The organism is Janthinobacterium sp. AD80, assembly GCF_002878455.1.
In the GTDB taxonomy this organism is placed as follows: domain Bacteria; phylum Pseudomonadota; class Gammaproteobacteria; order Burkholderiales; family Burkholderiaceae_D; genus Janthinobacterium.
Map to the genome: position 1 here is coordinate 1 of NZ_NRDQ01000089.1, position 14,372 is coordinate 14,372.

The following is a 14,372-nucleotide window of genomic DNA, read 5'->3' on the forward strand; positions in this document are numbered from 1 at the left end:
GGCAAGCCGCCAATGCGTTTCTGGCTGATGATGATGATGTCCGCCGCCAGCGTTTCCGTGGGCGCCTGCTTGGTGTTGACCAATGGAAAATACTTGTCGTTCAACAGCTTGCGCCCGACGATGGCCACCAGATTGGTGTCTTCCTGATACCAAGGGTCCAGCAGGTTGACGGCGTCCGCCACGGCCGCGTCCAGGTTGGCATAGTCCGCATCGGCCACGTCGCCGATGATGACCTTGCCCGGCATGCCGGCGGCGACCAGGCCCAGCACGCGCTCGGGCGCCTGTTCGCGCAGGTGCTGCAGCCAGCCCTTGTTCACGTCCTGCAGCAGCGGATTGGCTGCCAGGTCGGTGGTGGCCATGACTTTCACGCCATTGAAACCGATGACGATGCGGTCCAGCGCCTGGCGCGTCAGGATGGCATTGGCGACGCGCGATTGAAAGTCCTGGAACTTGGCCCAGGCATCCAGCTTGGCATAGCTCAAATGTGTGTCGAAGTTGGTTTGCTCGCAGCGGTATTTGGTGCTGTCCATGGTGGACAGGTCGCGCGTTTCGCGTTCTTTGTCCTTGGTGTTGGTGCGGCTGGCAATCGGGCCAGAGACGCCCAGGCCCAGCTTTTCGCCTTCCTGCTCGCCCACGCCGATGATGTTCACTTTCGTCAGGAACTCGCTTGATTCCTGCATTTTCGTTTCCAGCTTTTGCTGCACGCTGGGCGTGACGCTGAAGGTCTTGGCCACGTTGTCCGTGTCGTTCAATTGGCCCAGGCGGGTTTCATATTGGCCAAAGACCTGGCGCGTTTGCTTTTTCATAAATCAGTGCTCCGTTGTTGAATGGGGTGTGGTGGATGGCGCGGGCGCTTAAAACTCGGTCTGCACGGCGCCGTCGTTGCCGGTGGCGGCCGGGCGGCGCGGGCCGTTGCCGGGTGCTGCGTCCATCTGCGACTTGAAGGCGGCCAGCTCGTCCTGCGTGGCCTTCAATGCCGTTTCGGCTTTCTCCAGGCGCGCCAAGGTGCCCGTGTAGTTGTCGTTGGCGGTGACGACGTGGCCGGCCAGCGCCTGCACGGCTTCGCTGATGTCGGCGAACTGCGCGGCGTCGGTACCGGATTTATGAGAGAAGCGCGACAGCAGGTTTTTCACGGCGTCGGCCAGCTTGATGCCCTGCGGCTCGTCAAATTCCAGCGTCACCTCGACGGCGGAGGTGAACAGGTTGGCGCTTTGCTGCTTGCGGCCGGCGGAAAATTTCAGTGCCTCGGTGCCAAGGCTGGCCGGGCTGTCGGTGACGCCCAGGCCGACCAGGTAGGGCTGTGCCGAGTCGGCAAAGTCGGGCTGAATTTCCAGGCTGGTGTACAGCTTCTGTTTCGCCTTGTTGATGGCCACCAGTTCGGGCGTGGGTTCGATCTGCGCGAACAGGGCCAGTTTCTTGCCGCTGTCGGTGTCCACCTCTTCGGCTTTCACGGCGATCACGTCGCCGTAGGCTTTGAACTGGCTGTCGGGCAGGATGCCGCGAATGTGTTCCAGCCAGATGCGCGCGCCGTAGGTTTTCGGGTTGTAGGTGGCGGCGATCTGCTCGATGGTGGCGCGGTCGATGTTGCGGCCGTCCGTGGTGGCGCCTTCGGTGGCGACGCGGAAGAATTGGGATTTAGGCATGGTGGCGTGTCTCGGTTGATCGGATAACGCCATGGTCAACGTCTTGGCGCCGCGATTCAATGCGGTGCGGGTTGCTATGGGCCATAGCGACTTTTGCCTTTCACCGTTCCGCGCGCGCGCGGCCTACGCTGGCGGCATGCTAGCAATTGAACAAAAACCCGAAGAAATAATCGCCGAACTGGCCGTGCCCGAATCCGAGCCACGCCGTGCCGCGCGCGCCCTGTACTGGAAGGGCTGGCGCATTTCGTCCATCGCCCGCCACTTGGGGATCAAGCGCAGCACCATCAATAGCTGGAAGCTGCGCGACGAATGGGACAAGGCGCAGGCCATCGAGCACGTCGAGGCGTCGGCCGAGCTGCGCCTGGTGAAACTGATCGAAAAAGAGGTCAAGAGCGGCAGCGATTACAAGGAAATCGACTTGCTGGCGCGCACTATCGTGCAGATGGCGCGCGTGCGCCGCTATGAGCAGCCGGGCGGCAACGAGGTCGATCTCAATCCGAAGCTGGCGAACCGCAACGCCGGGCCGAAGAAGAAGCCGACGCGAAACGACTTCAGCGAAGAACAGAAAATCCAGCTACTCGATGCCTTCCAGGACTCGCTCTTCGACTATCAAAAGGTCTGGTATCGCAATGGCGACCAGCGCACGCGCGCCATCCTCAAGTCCCGCCAGATTGGCGCCACTTGGTACTTCGCGCGCGAAGCGCTGGCCGACGCCATGGCCACGGGCCGCAATCAAATCTTCCTGTCCGCGTCGAAGTCGCAGGCGCATGTCTTCAAGCAATACATCGTGCAATTCGCGCGCGAGGCGGCCGGCATCGAGCTGACGGGCGACCCCATCGTGTTGCCGAACGGCGCGCATCTGTATTTCCTGGGCACCAATGCGCGCACGGCGCAGGGCTACCACGGCAATTTCTACTTCGATGAGTTTTTCTGGACACAGAATTTCCAGGAACTCAACAAGGTGGCCTCGGGCATGGCCATCCACAAGAAATGGCGCAAGACCTACTTTTCCACGCCATCCTCGACCACGCACCAGGCTTACCCGTTCTGGACGGGCGAGCTGTTCAACAAGCGCCGCGCCAAGGCTGACCAGGTGAATATCGACGTGAGCCACGGCCGCCTGTCGTCGGGTTTTACGGGGGAGGACAAGATATGGCGCCAGATCGTCACCATCCTGGACGCCGAGCGCGGCGGCTGCAACCTGTTCGACATCGACGAGCTGCGTAACTTCGAATACAGCCCCGACCAGTTCGACAACCTGCTGATGTGCAATTTTATTGACGACTCGGCCTCGGTCTTCCCGCTGGCCGAGCTGCAGCGCTGCATGGTCGATTCCTGGGTGGAGTGGGACGACTACAAGCCCTTGCTGGGCCTGCGCCCGTTCGGCAACCGGCCCGTGTGGATCGGCTACGACCCGGCCTTGAACGGCGACAGCGCCGGCTGCGTCGTGCTGGCACCGCCCATGACGGCCGGGGGCAAGTTCCGCATCCTGGAGCGCCACCAGTGGCGCGGGCAGAGTTTCGAAGACCACGCCGACGCCATCCGCCAAATGACGCAGCGCTACAACGTCGAATACATCGGCATCGACACCACGGGCATGGGCATCGGCGTGCTGCCCATCGTGCGCGGCTTCTTCCCGGCCGTGACGGCCCTGAACTACTCGCCCGAAGTCAAAACCCGCATGGTGCTAAAAGCCAAAAACATCATCAGCAAGGGCCGGCTGGAGTTCGACGCCGGCTGGACGGACATCGCGCAATCGTTCATGGCCATCCACAAGACCCTCACCCCAAGCGGGCGGCACGTGACCTATGTCGCCGGCCGCAGCGACGAAACCGGCCACGCCGACCTGGCATGGGCTTGCATGCACGCCCTCGATCACGAGCCATTCGAAGGCACCACCGACAACCACCACTCTTTCATGGAGATTTATTCTTGAGCAAAGCACGACACTTGCGCGCGCGCGGCCGGCAGGCCCAGGGCGCACCATCAACAGCGGCCATGGCCACGGCGCCGGCCGCCGCCGGCATCGAGGCGTTTTCCTTCGGCGACCCGACGCCCGTGCTCGAGCACGCCGACATTCTCGACTGCTTCGAATGCTGGAAGAACGGCCACTGGTATGAGCCGCCCGTCAACCTGGCCGGCTTGGCCAAGTCCTTCAATGCCGGCGTGCACCACAGTAGCGCCATCCACTTCAAGGCCAACGTGCTGGCGTCCACCCTGATTCCCAGCAAGTACCTGTCGCGCGACGCTTTTAAACGCATGGCCCTGGACTTCCTGACGTTCGGCAATGCCTACCTGGAAGACCGGCCCAGCCGCAGCGGCAAGGCGCTGGCGTACCAGCATGCGCTGGCCAAGTACATGCGGCGCGGCGTCGATCTGGATACCTATTTTTTCGTGAACGGCTACCAGGCCGTGCACCAGTTCGACAAGGGCCGGGTGTTCCACCTGATGGAACCGGACGTCAACCAGGAGCTGTACGGCGTGCCGCAGTACCTGAGCGCTTTGCAATCGGCCTGGCTCAACGAGGCGGCCACCCTGTTCCGTCGCAAGTACTACAAGAACGGTTCGCACGCCGGTTTCGTCTTCTACATGACGGACGCCGCCGCCAATACCCAGGACGTGGACAATCTGCGCCAGGCCATGCGCGACAGCAAGGGGCCGGGCAACTTCCGCAACCTGTTCATGTACGCGCCGAACGGCAAGAAGGACGGCATCCAGATTCTGCCGGTGTCCGACGTGGCCGCCAAGGACGAGTTTTTCAACATCAAGAGCGTCACGCGCGATGACCAACTGGCCGCGCACCGCGTGCCGCCCCAGCTCATGGGCATCCTGCCGAACAATGCCGGCGGCTTCGGCGCCGTCGAGCCGGCCGCGCGCGTCTTCGCACGCAATGAACTGGTGCCGCTGCAGGCGCAGTTCATGGCGATCAACGAGTGGGCCGGCGTGGAAGTGGTGCGCTTCGCCCCGTATGACCTGGCCACGGGCGGGGAGGGCGTGCAATGAGCGATCACGTCGACAACACCGACAAGATCATCTTTGCGGAAGTGGCGCGCGGTCTGGCCGCCGTGCGGCGCCGGCCGGGCCTGGTGTCGCATGGCTGCTGCCACTACTGCGACGAGGCGCTAGCGCCCGCGCTGCTGTTCTGCAACGTAGACTGCCGCGACGATTACCAGAAGGAACAAGCGGCCAAGTTGCGTGCCGGCCGCCCAGGATGAGCGCCAGGCAGCGATAGCCGGCAGGGCAGGGCCGCGACAACCCAGCCGCGCCAGAGCGCCCCAGCCACCGCACAAGCCGCCCACGAGGCGGCTTTTTCACGTCCCGATGAATGATGTTGCTGATGATGCAAGAAAAAAAGCCCATTTCGGCCCGGCGCGCGCAGTTGTCCCCCCTCCACACCTGCCCGCTAGTTAGGGCTCTTTTGACTCAAATTTGCGCCATGGCCGAAGGCGCATGAGGACTGGCGCGGCGGGGCGAAGATGGGGCATGCGATTTGACGCATTTTGACGCACTTTGAAAGGTCTTTCGTGTAGGTGGTGCGGAGGTGTGGAGTCGACCATGTTGCATGCTTAACCGCGATACATCGCAGTCATGCGGCCCTTCCTGCCTGCGCGCTATACAGGGGGCATTCCATTGACTCAATTCACATCATAGCCGAAGGCGTAAAGGGAATGTACGGTTGAGACAACGTTATTCGTAAAATCAGTGGCAATAAAGTTGTCAAAATAAATTATCTTTATTTTAGCAAAAATGTTTCGTTTGTTTGTTTTATGATATTATTTTAATGATAATTTCAGGGGGTGCGTTTTAGGAATAGAGATCGAAAACTTGTCGTCTCGACCTTTGCCGCACTTATTTTAGTTGACCAAAATTTTAAGAGAGCAGTTATGTCTATCAAATTATTTGCTGTCGGCACGTTGCTGGCCTTAAGTGCATATGTTCCCAATGTGCATGCGTGGACACTGATAGCGGAAGGCCATATTTCCTCGGGTATTGATACCACGGGCGTCTTTGGCACTGCCGGACAAGACCTGAGTGGACTTGCGTATACTCAGTCTATTGAGATTAGTACAGCACGTTCTGCATGGGAGCGTTCTGTGGACGACACTTACAGTTTGGTGAGAGGTGGCAAGGGACCTGCCTTCGATGTGACCATAGTGATCATGGGCGAGACGTTTACCTTCACAAGCGAGGCGGCTGAGTCTGGCGGTCAAGAGATGTATATATATCCTGCTATTACAGCCAGTGGAATTTATTCGTCTGCCCGCGGAAAGCAAGCCAATGGCGGCACAATGCAGAGCATCTTTGCAGTGTATAGCGATACAGGAGGGTTCATTTCCAATTTAAGCTACAGTCAGGCAATTTCTCAAAATACCACTGCTCCATCGTTTGTTTATAGAGAAAGTAGATTTCAGACGAACGCCGAATCTCTACCTGGGCTTCCGTCGGTAGATTTTCGCGGGAAAATTGACAATTTTACAATTATTCCAAGTGCCATTCCAGAACCGACTACGTATGGCATGATGTTCGCAGGGTTGGGTTTATTGGCGGTGATCTCACGCTGCAAGGTTCGGTTATCTGGCTTTGTTGGCCGCCGGCGTAGAAACGAAAGTCCTCTGGTATTCTCTTGATTTCATAGCCTGTCAGGGCGTTTGCTTTCATTTATCCTTCGGAAACGAAAAGAAAAGAGATAGTTGTGGAGTTTTTTATCGGTAGGTAGCGTGGTAGGTATGCTTTTTGTATGTTGGCTTGGGAGTGGCATGAAACCAAGATATTTGCATTACACCGCTTCCGCCAAGAAATAAACAAACCGCCTTCGGGCGGTTTTTTATTGCCTGGCGGAAGCGAGCAGGCGCCTTCGCGCCCTGCGTGTGAGATTCGAAGGGCCGCCCCTACGGCCCAGCCCGCCCCGAATCCGCCAACCGCTGCCGTTGCGCGGCAGCCCAGCGCGCCGTGGGCGCGCGTTCGTGGTTCTAATCAGGTTTTCGACCCAGCTCGTTCTCGCAGCACCCGACGCATCAGTTCGTGTGTGGAAGGCAGCCCCGACCATCCTACTGTTAGTCCGGGACCGAATGGCAAACCTGACTCTAGTGTCCGTGCAATCATGACCCCGATCTGATCATTTATGAGTGACCGGACTCTTATTGATCGGCACAAACACTTCCCATTTATCTTGTATCGCGGGCTTGACGGTCTTGGCGCAACTCACAGCAACATTCGGCCCAGACAGACCATGGCGCTTCGGCACCCATTGCACACGCAACGCTACCGCGCATTTCGTCACCAGAATCTTCCGGTTCGGCTCCAGGACTTGCCAAATGGTTCCATTTTTTGCATTTTCAGCTGCCACGAACTGTACTGCGGCATCCCTGATCTCAAACAAGCCATGGATGTCACCGCGTGTCCGGTCTTCGTCAAGAGTGCCAGCGAGTGCCGCAGAGGTACCAGGAACAAGAAAAAGGGCTGTAACAAAGGAGGTGTACATGCGTTTATTTAATCGTAACGGTACCCACATATTTTATGATCCTTGCCAAGTCTGTTTGATATCAGATAGAGATATGGAAGGTTCCACATTTCCAGTTTGGCATTGTCACACACGCTATCGCAGTTTGTTTGATTGCTGGCAGGATTGTCTCGCTCAGTTTGACTGCCCCGTTTACGCTTTCCCCCGGCATAGGCTCAACAATCACGGATCGCCCATGTTCTCTACTGATGACTGGGTACTTTTCGTGACACCGTGATAAGTCTATTTCGGACGCATGGTGGAAAAGCATCAGCACCGGGCGCATCCAGACGAACGAAGCTATGTCGCGGGTAGGACAGCGGCTGGGGCGATCAAATCAGCAGTTTCCTTTACGCCCGGATGAAGGCTCTGCAGCCGATGAAAGCATCGACGCGAACCATACAGAAAATTGCTATATAGATCATGGGAAATCAAAAGTGAGGTAGCGTGCAGTATCGATGTCCCATCCATCGGAATAGACTTGATCCAGATAAATTCCTCATCTAAATTCGGTTGACCTCGCCCCGGGCCAGGCCTACAGTCGTCGACGAGACCTCCATCGACTGTATCACCCCGTACCATGGCCAAACCGTTTCCCCTCACCCCCAAGAACCCCGAACGCATCTGTTGGGGCTGCGACAAGTATTGTCCGCCGGACGCCATGCGCTGTGGCAACGGTTCCGAGCGCACGCAGCATCCGATCGAGCTGTTCGGCGAGGGCTGGAATGACTGGGGGCTGGCGGCGGCCGACAAGGCTGACAGGGAGAAGGACAAGGACGAAAGCTATCCTTGACGGCAAGCGCGGCGTGCGGCGCACCGCTACAATCGCTGCATCGCGCACCCGTCAAAGGTAATAGCAATGCACAACATACTTTCCCGCTGGCTGGCAAGCAGCGCCGGTGATTACACGCTGGTCGAGCACCCGGCCGTGCACACCATCGATGAAGCGCTGATGCATGTGCCGCCCATGCCTGGCCTGATGGTGAAAAACCTCTTCGTGCGCGATGACAAGGGGCGGCGGCATTTTCTCGTCATCGTGCCGTTCGACAAGCGCATCGACCTGGCGGCGCTGGGGCGGCTGTTGCCTGCCACCAAATTGAGCATGGCGTCGCCCGAGCGGCTGCTGCAGCACCTGGGTATCACGCCCGGTGCCGTCAGCCTGTTCGCCTTGCTGCACGACAGCGCAAATGCGGTGGAACTGGTGCTCGACCAGGCCGTGTGGGACGCGGATGCTGTGCAAGCGCATCCGCTGCGCAATACGGCGACAGTGGCGCTGTCGCATGCAGGCATGCATCGTTTCCTGGCGCATACGGGACACGTGCCGCGCATCGTGACCGTCCCATCCCTCAATTAAGCACGATCCTTCAATGCCCGGCCACGGGGGCGCCGCCGCTGCGCCGCCCAGGCCGGAAACCATGCGCGCGGGCCGACCAGGCGATGCCGAACGCCAGCAAGATCAATGCCAGCATGGCCCACGGAAAGGCGGCCGCGCCCCAGGCTTGCAGCAGGGTGGCGCCCACCACGCCGGCGGCGGCGATAGCGCCATTCCATGCCACCACATTCATCGACAGCGCCACATCGGCGCCACTGCCGGCCGTGTCGGCCAGCGCCGTTTGCAACAGGGTGGCCGCGCCGCCGAAGGTGAGGCCCCAGACGGCCATGCCAAGATAAATGACGGCAGGGAAGTGTGCCGCCACGCCCAGCACGAGGGCCGTGGCGGCGAACACGGCCAGGCTGGTCAGCACGGTGGCGCGCAGGTGGCGCTCGACCAGCTTGCCCGTGATCCAGATACCGGCCATGGCGGCGGCACCGAAGACGAGCAGCACCAGGTCGATTTGTCCGCTGAGCCCGGCCGGTGCGACGAAGGGGGCGATGTAGGTATACAGAATGTTGTGCGCCAGCATCCAGGCGATGACGACGGCCAGAACGGGGCGCACGCCCGGCGTGGTGAAGACGCGGCGCAGGGGCAGGCGCTCGTGCGTGGACTGGCCCGCGTAGTCCGGTACCTTTGCCAGCACCCAGGCGATGAGGATCAATGTCAGGCCGGAAATGATCCAGAACGCGGCGCGCCAGCCGACGAGCGAGCCGAGCAGGGTGCCCAGCGGCACGCCCAGCGACAGCGCGACTGGCGCGCCCACCATGGCCAGCGCCAGGGCGCGGCCTTGCTGGTGGGGGGCCACCATGCGCCGCGCGTAGCCGGCCAGCAAGCTCCAGGCCAGTCCGGCGGCCATGCCGGCAAAGAAGCGGGCCGCCAGGGTCAGCCAGTAGTGGGACGACAGCGCCGTGACGGTATTGAACGCGAGAAAGCCGATGATGGTCAGCAGCAGCACGTTGCGGCGGCGCCAGCCGCGCGTGGCGATAGTCAGCGGTATGGCTGCCAGCAATGATCCCAGGGCATAGGCGGTAACCATCTGCCCGGCCAGCGCGGCGCTGATGCCGAGTCCCGCGCTGATCTGTGGCAGCAAGCCGGCAGGCAAGGTCTCGGTAACGATGCAAATAAATCCCGTCATGGCCAGGGCCAGCAGGCCGGCGACGGGGAGGCGGTCGGCCAGCACAGTGCTGGCTCCGGTGGTGAGAGTGGCGTGATTCACGGCAGACATCCTTGTAAAGTGGTCAGGCACAGGCGTGCCCCGACCGTTGCAGCGGTATATATGTATCGATCGGTATAAATATAGGCGAGCACGCACCGCGTTGTCAACGACTTCTGTATCGAGTAGTATGGAAGTGAATAAATAAAGGAGAGGTGATGGCGCAAATGGGACGGCCGCGCACGTTCGACCGGCAGGCGGCGGTCGAGCAGGCCATGTTTTTATTCTGGCAGCAGGGCTATGAATCGACGTCGTTGAGCCAGCTGAAGGCGGCCTTGGGCGGCGGCATTTCCGCGCCCAGCTTTTATGCGGCCTTCGGCTCCAAGGAGGCGCTGTTCCGCGAGGCGGCGCAATGCTATCTGGACACTTATGCGCGCGTGACGGAGTGTCTATGGGATGACGCGCTGGCGCCGCGCGCGGCCGTCGAACTGGCCTTGCGCCGCTCGGCCAGCATGCAATGCGAACCGGGGCACCCTCCCGGTTGCATGGTGGCGCTCGGCTGCATGAGCGCGCCGACGGCGGAACACGCCGATGTCGCCGCGCCCCTCGCGCAATCGCGCGCCCGCACCCGCGCCGGTTTCGTGCGCTGCGTCGAGCGTGGTGTCGCCAGCGGCGAATTGCTTGCCGGGACAGATAGCGCTTCGCTGGCGGCCGTCTTCGACAGCTTTTTATCGGGCGTGTCGATCCAGGCGCGCGACGGCGTAGGCTACGCCGTGATCGAGGCGGCCATCACGCAGGTCCTGCGCGTGTGGGATGCCAACCGATTGACAGCCTAGGTGTGAAGTTGCAAGAGGTTATTCTGGCCGGATCTGAGCCGTGACATTGGGGCCTTGCCAGCAATGCCCTGATGCGGCCGGTGCCAGTTGTAGTGATGGTTCCATTCTTTGAGCATGTTGGCCCGCTCCAGTGAGTTGTTATAAACAAAGCCGTAAGCCCATTCGCGCAAGGCTGACTGGATGAAGCGTTCGGCCTTGCCATTGGTCTGTGGCCGATAGGGCCGTGTAAAGCGGTGCTTCAATGCTATCTGGCTACAAGTGGCCTTGAATGACTTGGAGCGAAAGGCTGAGCCGTTATCGGTCAACAACGCTTTGGGGCGCACCCCGAGTGAGCAGAAATAGGCGTGGGTATTGGCGAGGAATCGGTTGGCATTCTCCTGGGTTTCGTCAGGATAGAGCTCCGTGAAGGCGATGCGGGCATGGTCGTCAATGGCGATAAATAAGACTTCCCAGCCGGCGCCGCGCGTACGGTCTCGCCGGTCTCCCGTCGCACGATGGCCGGTGGTTTCAATACGCCCGAGCTTCTTGGTATCGATATGAATCAGGTCGCCTGGTTCTGCATGCTCGTAGCGCTGCACCGGCTCGACGGGATCGAGATCGCTCAGTTTGGACAAGCCGGCACGCGCCAGCACACGGCTTACCGTGGCCTTCGATATCTGCAGGTACTGGGCAATCCTTGCCTGTGTCATGCGCTTCTTGCGTAGCTCGACAACCGTCAGTGCCTTGCCCGCGTCGAGTGCCAAAGGACTATGTAGCGGACGCGACGATCGATCCATCAAGCCCTCTCGCCCCTCGGCAAGGAAGCGCCCCAGCCATTTGCGCACGGTTGCTTCGCTCACGGCGTAGCGGGTAGCAGCCTGGCAGCTCGGCAGGCGGTTAAGCAGGACGTCTTCGACCATCTCGACTCGACGAATCAGCGTTAATCGGGCATTCTTATGGATGTTCATTCGGTTGGTTTCCTTGAGAACTGGGGGTTTGGCGATTTCCAGTGTCTCAAATCCAATCCGAATGAACCACAACAACCTATTGAAACATCACAGCTAGGCATGGCGTTTGTGTGAGCGGGCGCACGGTAGCGCCCGGGCAAGAACGTATGCTGTGCTGGTCAGACTTGACGCTCAACAAGGAGAACAGCATGACGAATCGCATCGGCAACAAGGACGTGGCGCAGCAGCGCAGCAAGAGCGAAAAAGCCCGCATCAAGGCGCAGAACATTGCCAGCGAGGCGGTCAAGAAGGCCGCGGCCAGCGCCAGATACCGCAACGCCGTCAAGGGCCAACCGGGCCGGCCGGGCCAGCCCGCGCCAGGCGACTAGGCGCCGAACCAGCCGCGCAGCTTGTCGGCCGCGCGTTGCTTCACGTCGGCCGTGATGTAGGTGGCCACCGTGGCGACGGCGGCCGCCAGCACGGCCAGGTCATCCGCATAGCCGACCACGGGCGTGATGTCGGGAATGGCGTCGATGGGCGAAATGAAATAGCCAAGCGCACCGTAGATGGCCGTCTTGGCCCACAGGGGCGTGTTCGGCTGCTGCGCCGCGTAGTACAGCCACAGGGCCTTCTCGATGACTTCACGCCCCGCCGTCCTGGCGAACTTGACGACCTTGTCCCAGAAGCTGTCATCCGTGTATTTTTTTTCGTACTGCTTGTCCGCCTGGGGGGCGTGGTCTTCTTCCAGATTCTTTTTTCTGCCAAACATCCGCTGCTCCTGTCTGCCGTGTACGGCGATACGAATGCGCACCTTAGCATAACGGCGCGCCATGCGCGCGGCGGGAAAGGTAAGCTATCAATATGGAAATATCTGCCACTGCCACCGCCACCGCCCGCGCCGCCGGCCTGCGCTATACGGGCGACCACCAGAGCGGCATCGCGCGATTGGGCAAGCCCGGCAAGTTCCGCTACGTGGACGGCGACGGCCAGCCCGTGCGCGACGACGACGTGCTGGCGCGCATCAAGACGCTGGCCATTCCGCCGGCCTGGACCGATGTGTGGATCTGCGCGCGCGCCAACGGCCACCTGCAGGCGACGGGCCGCGACGCGCGGGGCCGCAAGCAGTACCGCTATCATGCGCGCTGGCGCCAGGTGCGCGATGACGTCAAGTACGAACGGATGCTCAGCTTCGGCAACGCCCTGCCCGCCATCCGCGCCGCCGTCGCGCGCGGCATGCAGCTGCCAGGCTTGCCCCGTGAAAAAGTGCTGGCCACCATCGTGCACTTGCTGGAATTGACGATGATGCGTATCGGCAACGAAGAATATGCGCGCGCGAACAAGTCCTTCGGCCTGTCGACCCTGCGCACGCGCCACGTCGACATTGACGGCAGCGCCGTGCAATTCCACTTCAAGGGCAAGAGCGGCGTACGCCACGACATCCGCCTGAGCGACCGCCGCCTGGCCCGCGTGCTGCAGCGCATGCGCGAACTGCCGGGGCAGGAACTGTTCCAGTACATCGACGAAGCGGGCGAACGCCATGGCGTCGATTCGGGCGACGTCAACGATTACCTGCGCGAAGTGACGGGCGAGGACTACACGGCCAAGGATTTCCGTACCTGGTCCGGCACCTTGCTGGCCGCGCTGGCCCTGCAGGCGTTCGAGCAAGTCGATTCCGAAGCGCAGGCGAAGAAAAACATCGTGCAGGCCATCGAGTCGGTGGCGAAAAAGCTGGGCAACACGCCGACCATCTGCCGCAAGTGCTATGTGCACCCGGCCGTGCTCGATTCCTACCTCGATGGCAGTTTGCTGGAAGGCATGCGCGCGCGGGCGCAGCAGCAATTACAAGAGGATTTGCCGGCCCTGGCGCCGGAGGAAGCGGCCGTGCTGGCCTTGCTGCAGCAACGGCTGCAGGCACAGTCCCCTGTCAAGCCTGGCGGCCAGGCTGGCAATGCGCGGACAGCTTGAGCGCGTCGGTATTGCACACTGGCAACGTAGCATGGCCAGCCTCGCGCGCCATCGGCGCCGGGCCCATGGCCGCTTCACCGCCGTCGGCGGCAGGCATCAGGCTGGCCGCCAGGGTCGAGCAGGTAAACAGGCAGATCAGCACGAAAGGCTTGTTGCGGTAAATAGGCTGGGCTGGCTTGTGCATCGCATACTCCGTTCTGGCTGGTTGATTGTTGCATCATGAACACGATGATCGCGTGTTTCCGTAAGGCATACAATCAGACGGTACCGACGCAATCGGTAGGACAGCGCTGACAGGCTCAGCCATAGTCATCTGTCGGAAAATTTGACAGTTGCACGCTGGCACGCCGGCAACTCCTTGTTTTATCGGAACAATCTGTACAGGAACACTTCCTGCTTATGCTCAAGCCCGGGGTCGCTTGGCGACAAAACAGGGAGAGCGATGATGGTACGCATGCAACGGGCGCTGGTAACGCTGCTGGCCTGGCTGGCAATTCTGCTGTACGCAATACCGGCCGCGCACGCTTCCCGCATCGGCTACACGGCCACCGCACTGGGCGGCACGCAGTGGCGCTACGATTACGCGGTCGGCAATACCAGCCTGGGCGTGCCCATCGCGGAGTTCACGCTGTTTTTCAGCGACAGCCTGTATGCCAATCTGCTCGCCGGGCCGGTACCGCCAGGCTGGGACGTGCTGGTAGCGCAGCCCGATGCCGGCATTCCCGCCAGCGGATATGTCGATGCCCTCGCCTTGCTGGGCGGCATCGCCCCCGGCGCCACGGCCACGGGCTTTTCCCTCACCTTCGACTACCTGGGTGGGGGCAGCCCCGGCGCCCAGCCGTTTGTCATTGTCGACCCCGTCTCTTTTATTCAACTGGAAACAGGCGTGACGCAGGCCGTGGCCATTCCCCTGCCCGCCACGCCCTGCCTGCTGCTGGCCGGCGTGCTGGCCCTGGCCTGCCTGCGCCGCCGGC

The 14,372-nt window shown here is 61.0% G+C and carries 17 protein-coding genes; 10 read left to right on the plus strand and 7 right to left on the minus strand.

Annotation, left to right across the window (positions count from 1 at the left end; genetic code table 11):
* Positions 1 to 806, minus strand: an 806-nt coding sequence (locus tag JaAD80_RS17710) for a phage major capsid protein, P2 family (RefSeq protein ID WP_102295938.1), incomplete at its 3' end; no start/stop codon positions are given.
* A gap of 48 nt (positions 807 to 854) precedes the next feature.
* Positions 855 to 1,643 (minus strand): GPO family capsid scaffolding protein, encoded by a 789-nt coding sequence (locus JaAD80_RS17715; protein ID WP_219726843.1) that lies wholly within the window; start codon positions 1,641 to 1,643, stop codon positions 855 to 857.
* 136 nt (positions 1,644 to 1,779) lie between these two features.
* Between JaAD80_RS17715 and JaAD80_RS17720 the strand changes: the two genes are divergently transcribed.
* The 4 genes from JaAD80_RS17720 to JaAD80_RS30385 all read left to right on the plus strand — a co-directional run bounded on the left by JaAD80_RS17720 (position 1,780) and on the right by JaAD80_RS30385 (position 6,271).
* Positions 1,780 to 3,579 carry a terminase ATPase subunit family protein gene (locus JaAD80_RS17720; RefSeq protein ID WP_102295960.1) on the plus strand — a complete coding sequence of 600 codons (1,800 nt, stop codon included), beginning with the start codon at positions 1,780 to 1,782 and terminating at the stop codon, positions 3,577 to 3,579.
* 62 nt (positions 3,580 to 3,641) lie between these two features.
* Positions 3,642 to 4,646 (plus strand): phage portal protein, encoded by a 1,005-nt coding sequence (locus tag JaAD80_RS17725; RefSeq protein ID WP_258003059.1) that lies wholly within the window; start codon positions 3,642 to 3,644, stop codon positions 4,644 to 4,646.
* Positions 4,643 to 4,858, plus strand: a complete 216-nt coding sequence (locus tag JaAD80_RS17730) for a hypothetical protein (RefSeq protein ID WP_102295941.1) — start codon at positions 4,643 to 4,645, stop codon at positions 4,856 to 4,858. The genes JaAD80_RS17725 and JaAD80_RS17730 overlap by 4 nt, the downstream gene beginning before the upstream one ends.
* Before the next feature lie 669 nt (positions 4,859 to 5,527).
* Positions 5,528 to 6,271, plus strand: coding sequence for a PEP-CTERM sorting domain-containing protein (locus tag JaAD80_RS30385; protein WP_146012418.1), 744 nt, complete (start codon positions 5,528 to 5,530; stop codon positions 6,269 to 6,271).
* A 488-nt stretch (positions 6,272 to 6,759) separates the two neighbouring features.
* Here JaAD80_RS30385 and JaAD80_RS17735 read toward each other — a convergent pair whose 3' ends face one another.
* Positions 6,760 to 7,125, minus strand: coding sequence for a hypothetical protein (locus JaAD80_RS17735; RefSeq protein ID WP_102295942.1), 366 nt, complete (start codon positions 7,123 to 7,125; stop codon positions 6,760 to 6,762).
* A 598-nt stretch (positions 7,126 to 7,723) separates the two neighbouring features.
* Between JaAD80_RS17735 and JaAD80_RS17740 the strand changes: the two genes are divergently transcribed.
* The gene (locus JaAD80_RS17740; protein WP_102295944.1) at positions 7,724 to 7,936 is read left to right on the plus strand and encodes a DUF3079 domain-containing protein; all 213 of its coding nucleotides are present in this window, start codon (positions 7,724 to 7,726) and stop codon (positions 7,934 to 7,936) included.
* Between the two features lie 66 nt (positions 7,937 to 8,002).
* Entirely contained in the window at positions 8,003 to 8,497 is a 495-nt protein-coding gene (locus JaAD80_RS17745; protein ID WP_102295945.1) for a prolyl-tRNA synthetase associated domain-containing protein, read from the plus strand.
* Positions 8,498 to 8,507: 10 nt separating this feature from the next.
* Here JaAD80_RS17745 and JaAD80_RS17750 read toward each other — a convergent pair whose 3' ends face one another.
* Entirely contained in the window at positions 8,508 to 9,743 is a 1,236-nt protein-coding gene (locus JaAD80_RS17750; protein WP_102295947.1) for an MFS transporter, read from the minus strand.
* 146 nt (positions 9,744 to 9,889) lie between these two features.
* On the opposite strand from JaAD80_RS17750, the gene JaAD80_RS17755 reads away from it, so the two are divergent.
* A complete protein-coding gene (locus JaAD80_RS17755) occupies positions 9,890 to 10,507 on the plus strand; it encodes a TetR/AcrR family transcriptional regulator (RefSeq protein WP_102295949.1) in 618 nt (205 codons plus the stop codon).
* Here the strand turns inward: JaAD80_RS17755 and JaAD80_RS17760 are convergent.
* Entirely contained in the window at positions 10,504 to 11,454 is a 951-nt protein-coding gene (locus tag JaAD80_RS17760; protein ID WP_102295951.1) for an IS481 family transposase, read from the minus strand. The two genes, JaAD80_RS17755 and JaAD80_RS17760, sit on opposite strands and share 4 nt — an antisense overlap.
* A gap of 188 nt (positions 11,455 to 11,642) precedes the next feature.
* Here JaAD80_RS17760 and JaAD80_RS17765 point away from each other — a divergent pair, with 188 nt between their 5' ends.
* Complete coding sequence (locus JaAD80_RS17765; RefSeq protein WP_102295963.1) at positions 11,643 to 11,822, plus strand: hypothetical protein; 180 nt, start codon at positions 11,643 to 11,645, stop codon at positions 11,820 to 11,822.
* Here the strand turns inward: JaAD80_RS17765 and JaAD80_RS17770 are convergent.
* Positions 11,819 to 12,202: a YkvA family protein gene (locus tag JaAD80_RS17770; protein WP_258003058.1), complete on the minus strand. Its 384-nt coding sequence runs from the start codon at positions 12,200 to 12,202 to the stop codon at positions 11,819 to 11,821. The two genes, JaAD80_RS17765 and JaAD80_RS17770, sit on opposite strands and share 4 nt — an antisense overlap.
* A 92-nt stretch (positions 12,203 to 12,294) precedes the next feature.
* Between JaAD80_RS17770 and JaAD80_RS17775 the strand changes: the two genes are divergently transcribed.
* Entirely contained in the window at positions 12,295 to 13,398 is a 1,104-nt protein-coding gene (locus tag JaAD80_RS17775) for a DNA topoisomerase IB (RefSeq protein ID WP_102295955.1), read from the plus strand.
* Here the strand turns inward: JaAD80_RS17775 and JaAD80_RS17780 are convergent.
* Positions 13,358 to 13,582, minus strand: coding sequence for a hypothetical protein (locus tag JaAD80_RS17780; protein WP_102295956.1), 225 nt, complete (start codon positions 13,580 to 13,582; stop codon positions 13,358 to 13,360). The genes JaAD80_RS17775 and JaAD80_RS17780 overlap by 41 nt on opposite strands.
* A 261-nt stretch (positions 13,583 to 13,843) precedes the next feature.
* Here JaAD80_RS17780 and JaAD80_RS17785 point away from each other — a divergent pair.
* The coding region (locus JaAD80_RS17785; RefSeq protein WP_146012419.1) for a hypothetical protein at positions 13,844 to 14,372 on the plus strand (529 nt) is incomplete at its 3' end.

Excerpts from the sequence above, each read along its gene's own strand:
- JaAD80_RS17715 (WP_219726843.1), bottom strand. The coding sequence starts at position 1,643 with ATGCCTAAATCCCAATTCTTCCGCGTCGCCACCGAAGGCGCCACCACG.
- JaAD80_RS17720 (WP_102295960.1), top strand. The coding sequence starts at position 1,780 with ATGCTAGCAATTGAACAAAAACCCGAAGAAATAATCGCCGAACTGGCC.
- JaAD80_RS17725 (WP_258003059.1), top strand. The coding sequence starts at position 3,642 with ATGGCCACGGCGCCGGCCGCCGCCGGCATCGAGGCGTTTTCCTTCGGC.
- JaAD80_RS17730 (WP_102295941.1), top strand. The coding sequence starts at position 4,643 with ATGAGCGATCACGTCGACAACACCGACAAGATCATCTTTGCGGAAGTG.
- JaAD80_RS30385 (WP_146012418.1), top strand. The coding sequence starts at position 5,528 with ATGTCTATCAAATTATTTGCTGTCGGCACGTTGCTGGCCTTAAGTGCA.
- JaAD80_RS17735 (WP_102295942.1), bottom strand. The coding sequence starts at position 7,125 with ATGTACACCTCCTTTGTTACAGCCCTTTTTCTTGTTCCTGGTACCTCT.
- JaAD80_RS17740 (WP_102295944.1), top strand. The coding sequence starts at position 7,724 with ATGGCCAAACCGTTTCCCCTCACCCCCAAGAACCCCGAACGCATCTGT.
- JaAD80_RS17745 (WP_102295945.1), top strand. The coding sequence starts at position 8,003 with ATGCACAACATACTTTCCCGCTGGCTGGCAAGCAGCGCCGGTGATTAC.
- JaAD80_RS17750 (WP_102295947.1), bottom strand. The coding sequence starts at position 9,743 with ATGTCTGCCGTGAATCACGCCACTCTCACCACCGGAGCCAGCACTGTG.
- JaAD80_RS17755 (WP_102295949.1), top strand. The coding sequence starts at position 9,890 with ATGGCGCAAATGGGACGGCCGCGCACGTTCGACCGGCAGGCGGCGGTC.
- JaAD80_RS17760 (WP_102295951.1), bottom strand. The coding sequence starts at position 11,454 with ATGAACATCCATAAGAATGCCCGATTAACGCTGATTCGTCGAGTCGAG.
- JaAD80_RS17765 (WP_102295963.1), top strand. The coding sequence starts at position 11,643 with ATGACGAATCGCATCGGCAACAAGGACGTGGCGCAGCAGCGCAGCAAG.
- JaAD80_RS17770 (WP_258003058.1), bottom strand. The coding sequence starts at position 12,202 with ATGTTTGGCAGAAAAAAGAATCTGGAAGAAGACCACGCCCCCCAGGCG.
- JaAD80_RS17775 (WP_102295955.1), top strand. The coding sequence starts at position 12,295 with ATGGAAATATCTGCCACTGCCACCGCCACCGCCCGCGCCGCCGGCCTG.
- JaAD80_RS17780 (WP_102295956.1), bottom strand. The coding sequence starts at position 13,582 with ATGCACAAGCCAGCCCAGCCTATTTACCGCAACAAGCCTTTCGTGCTG.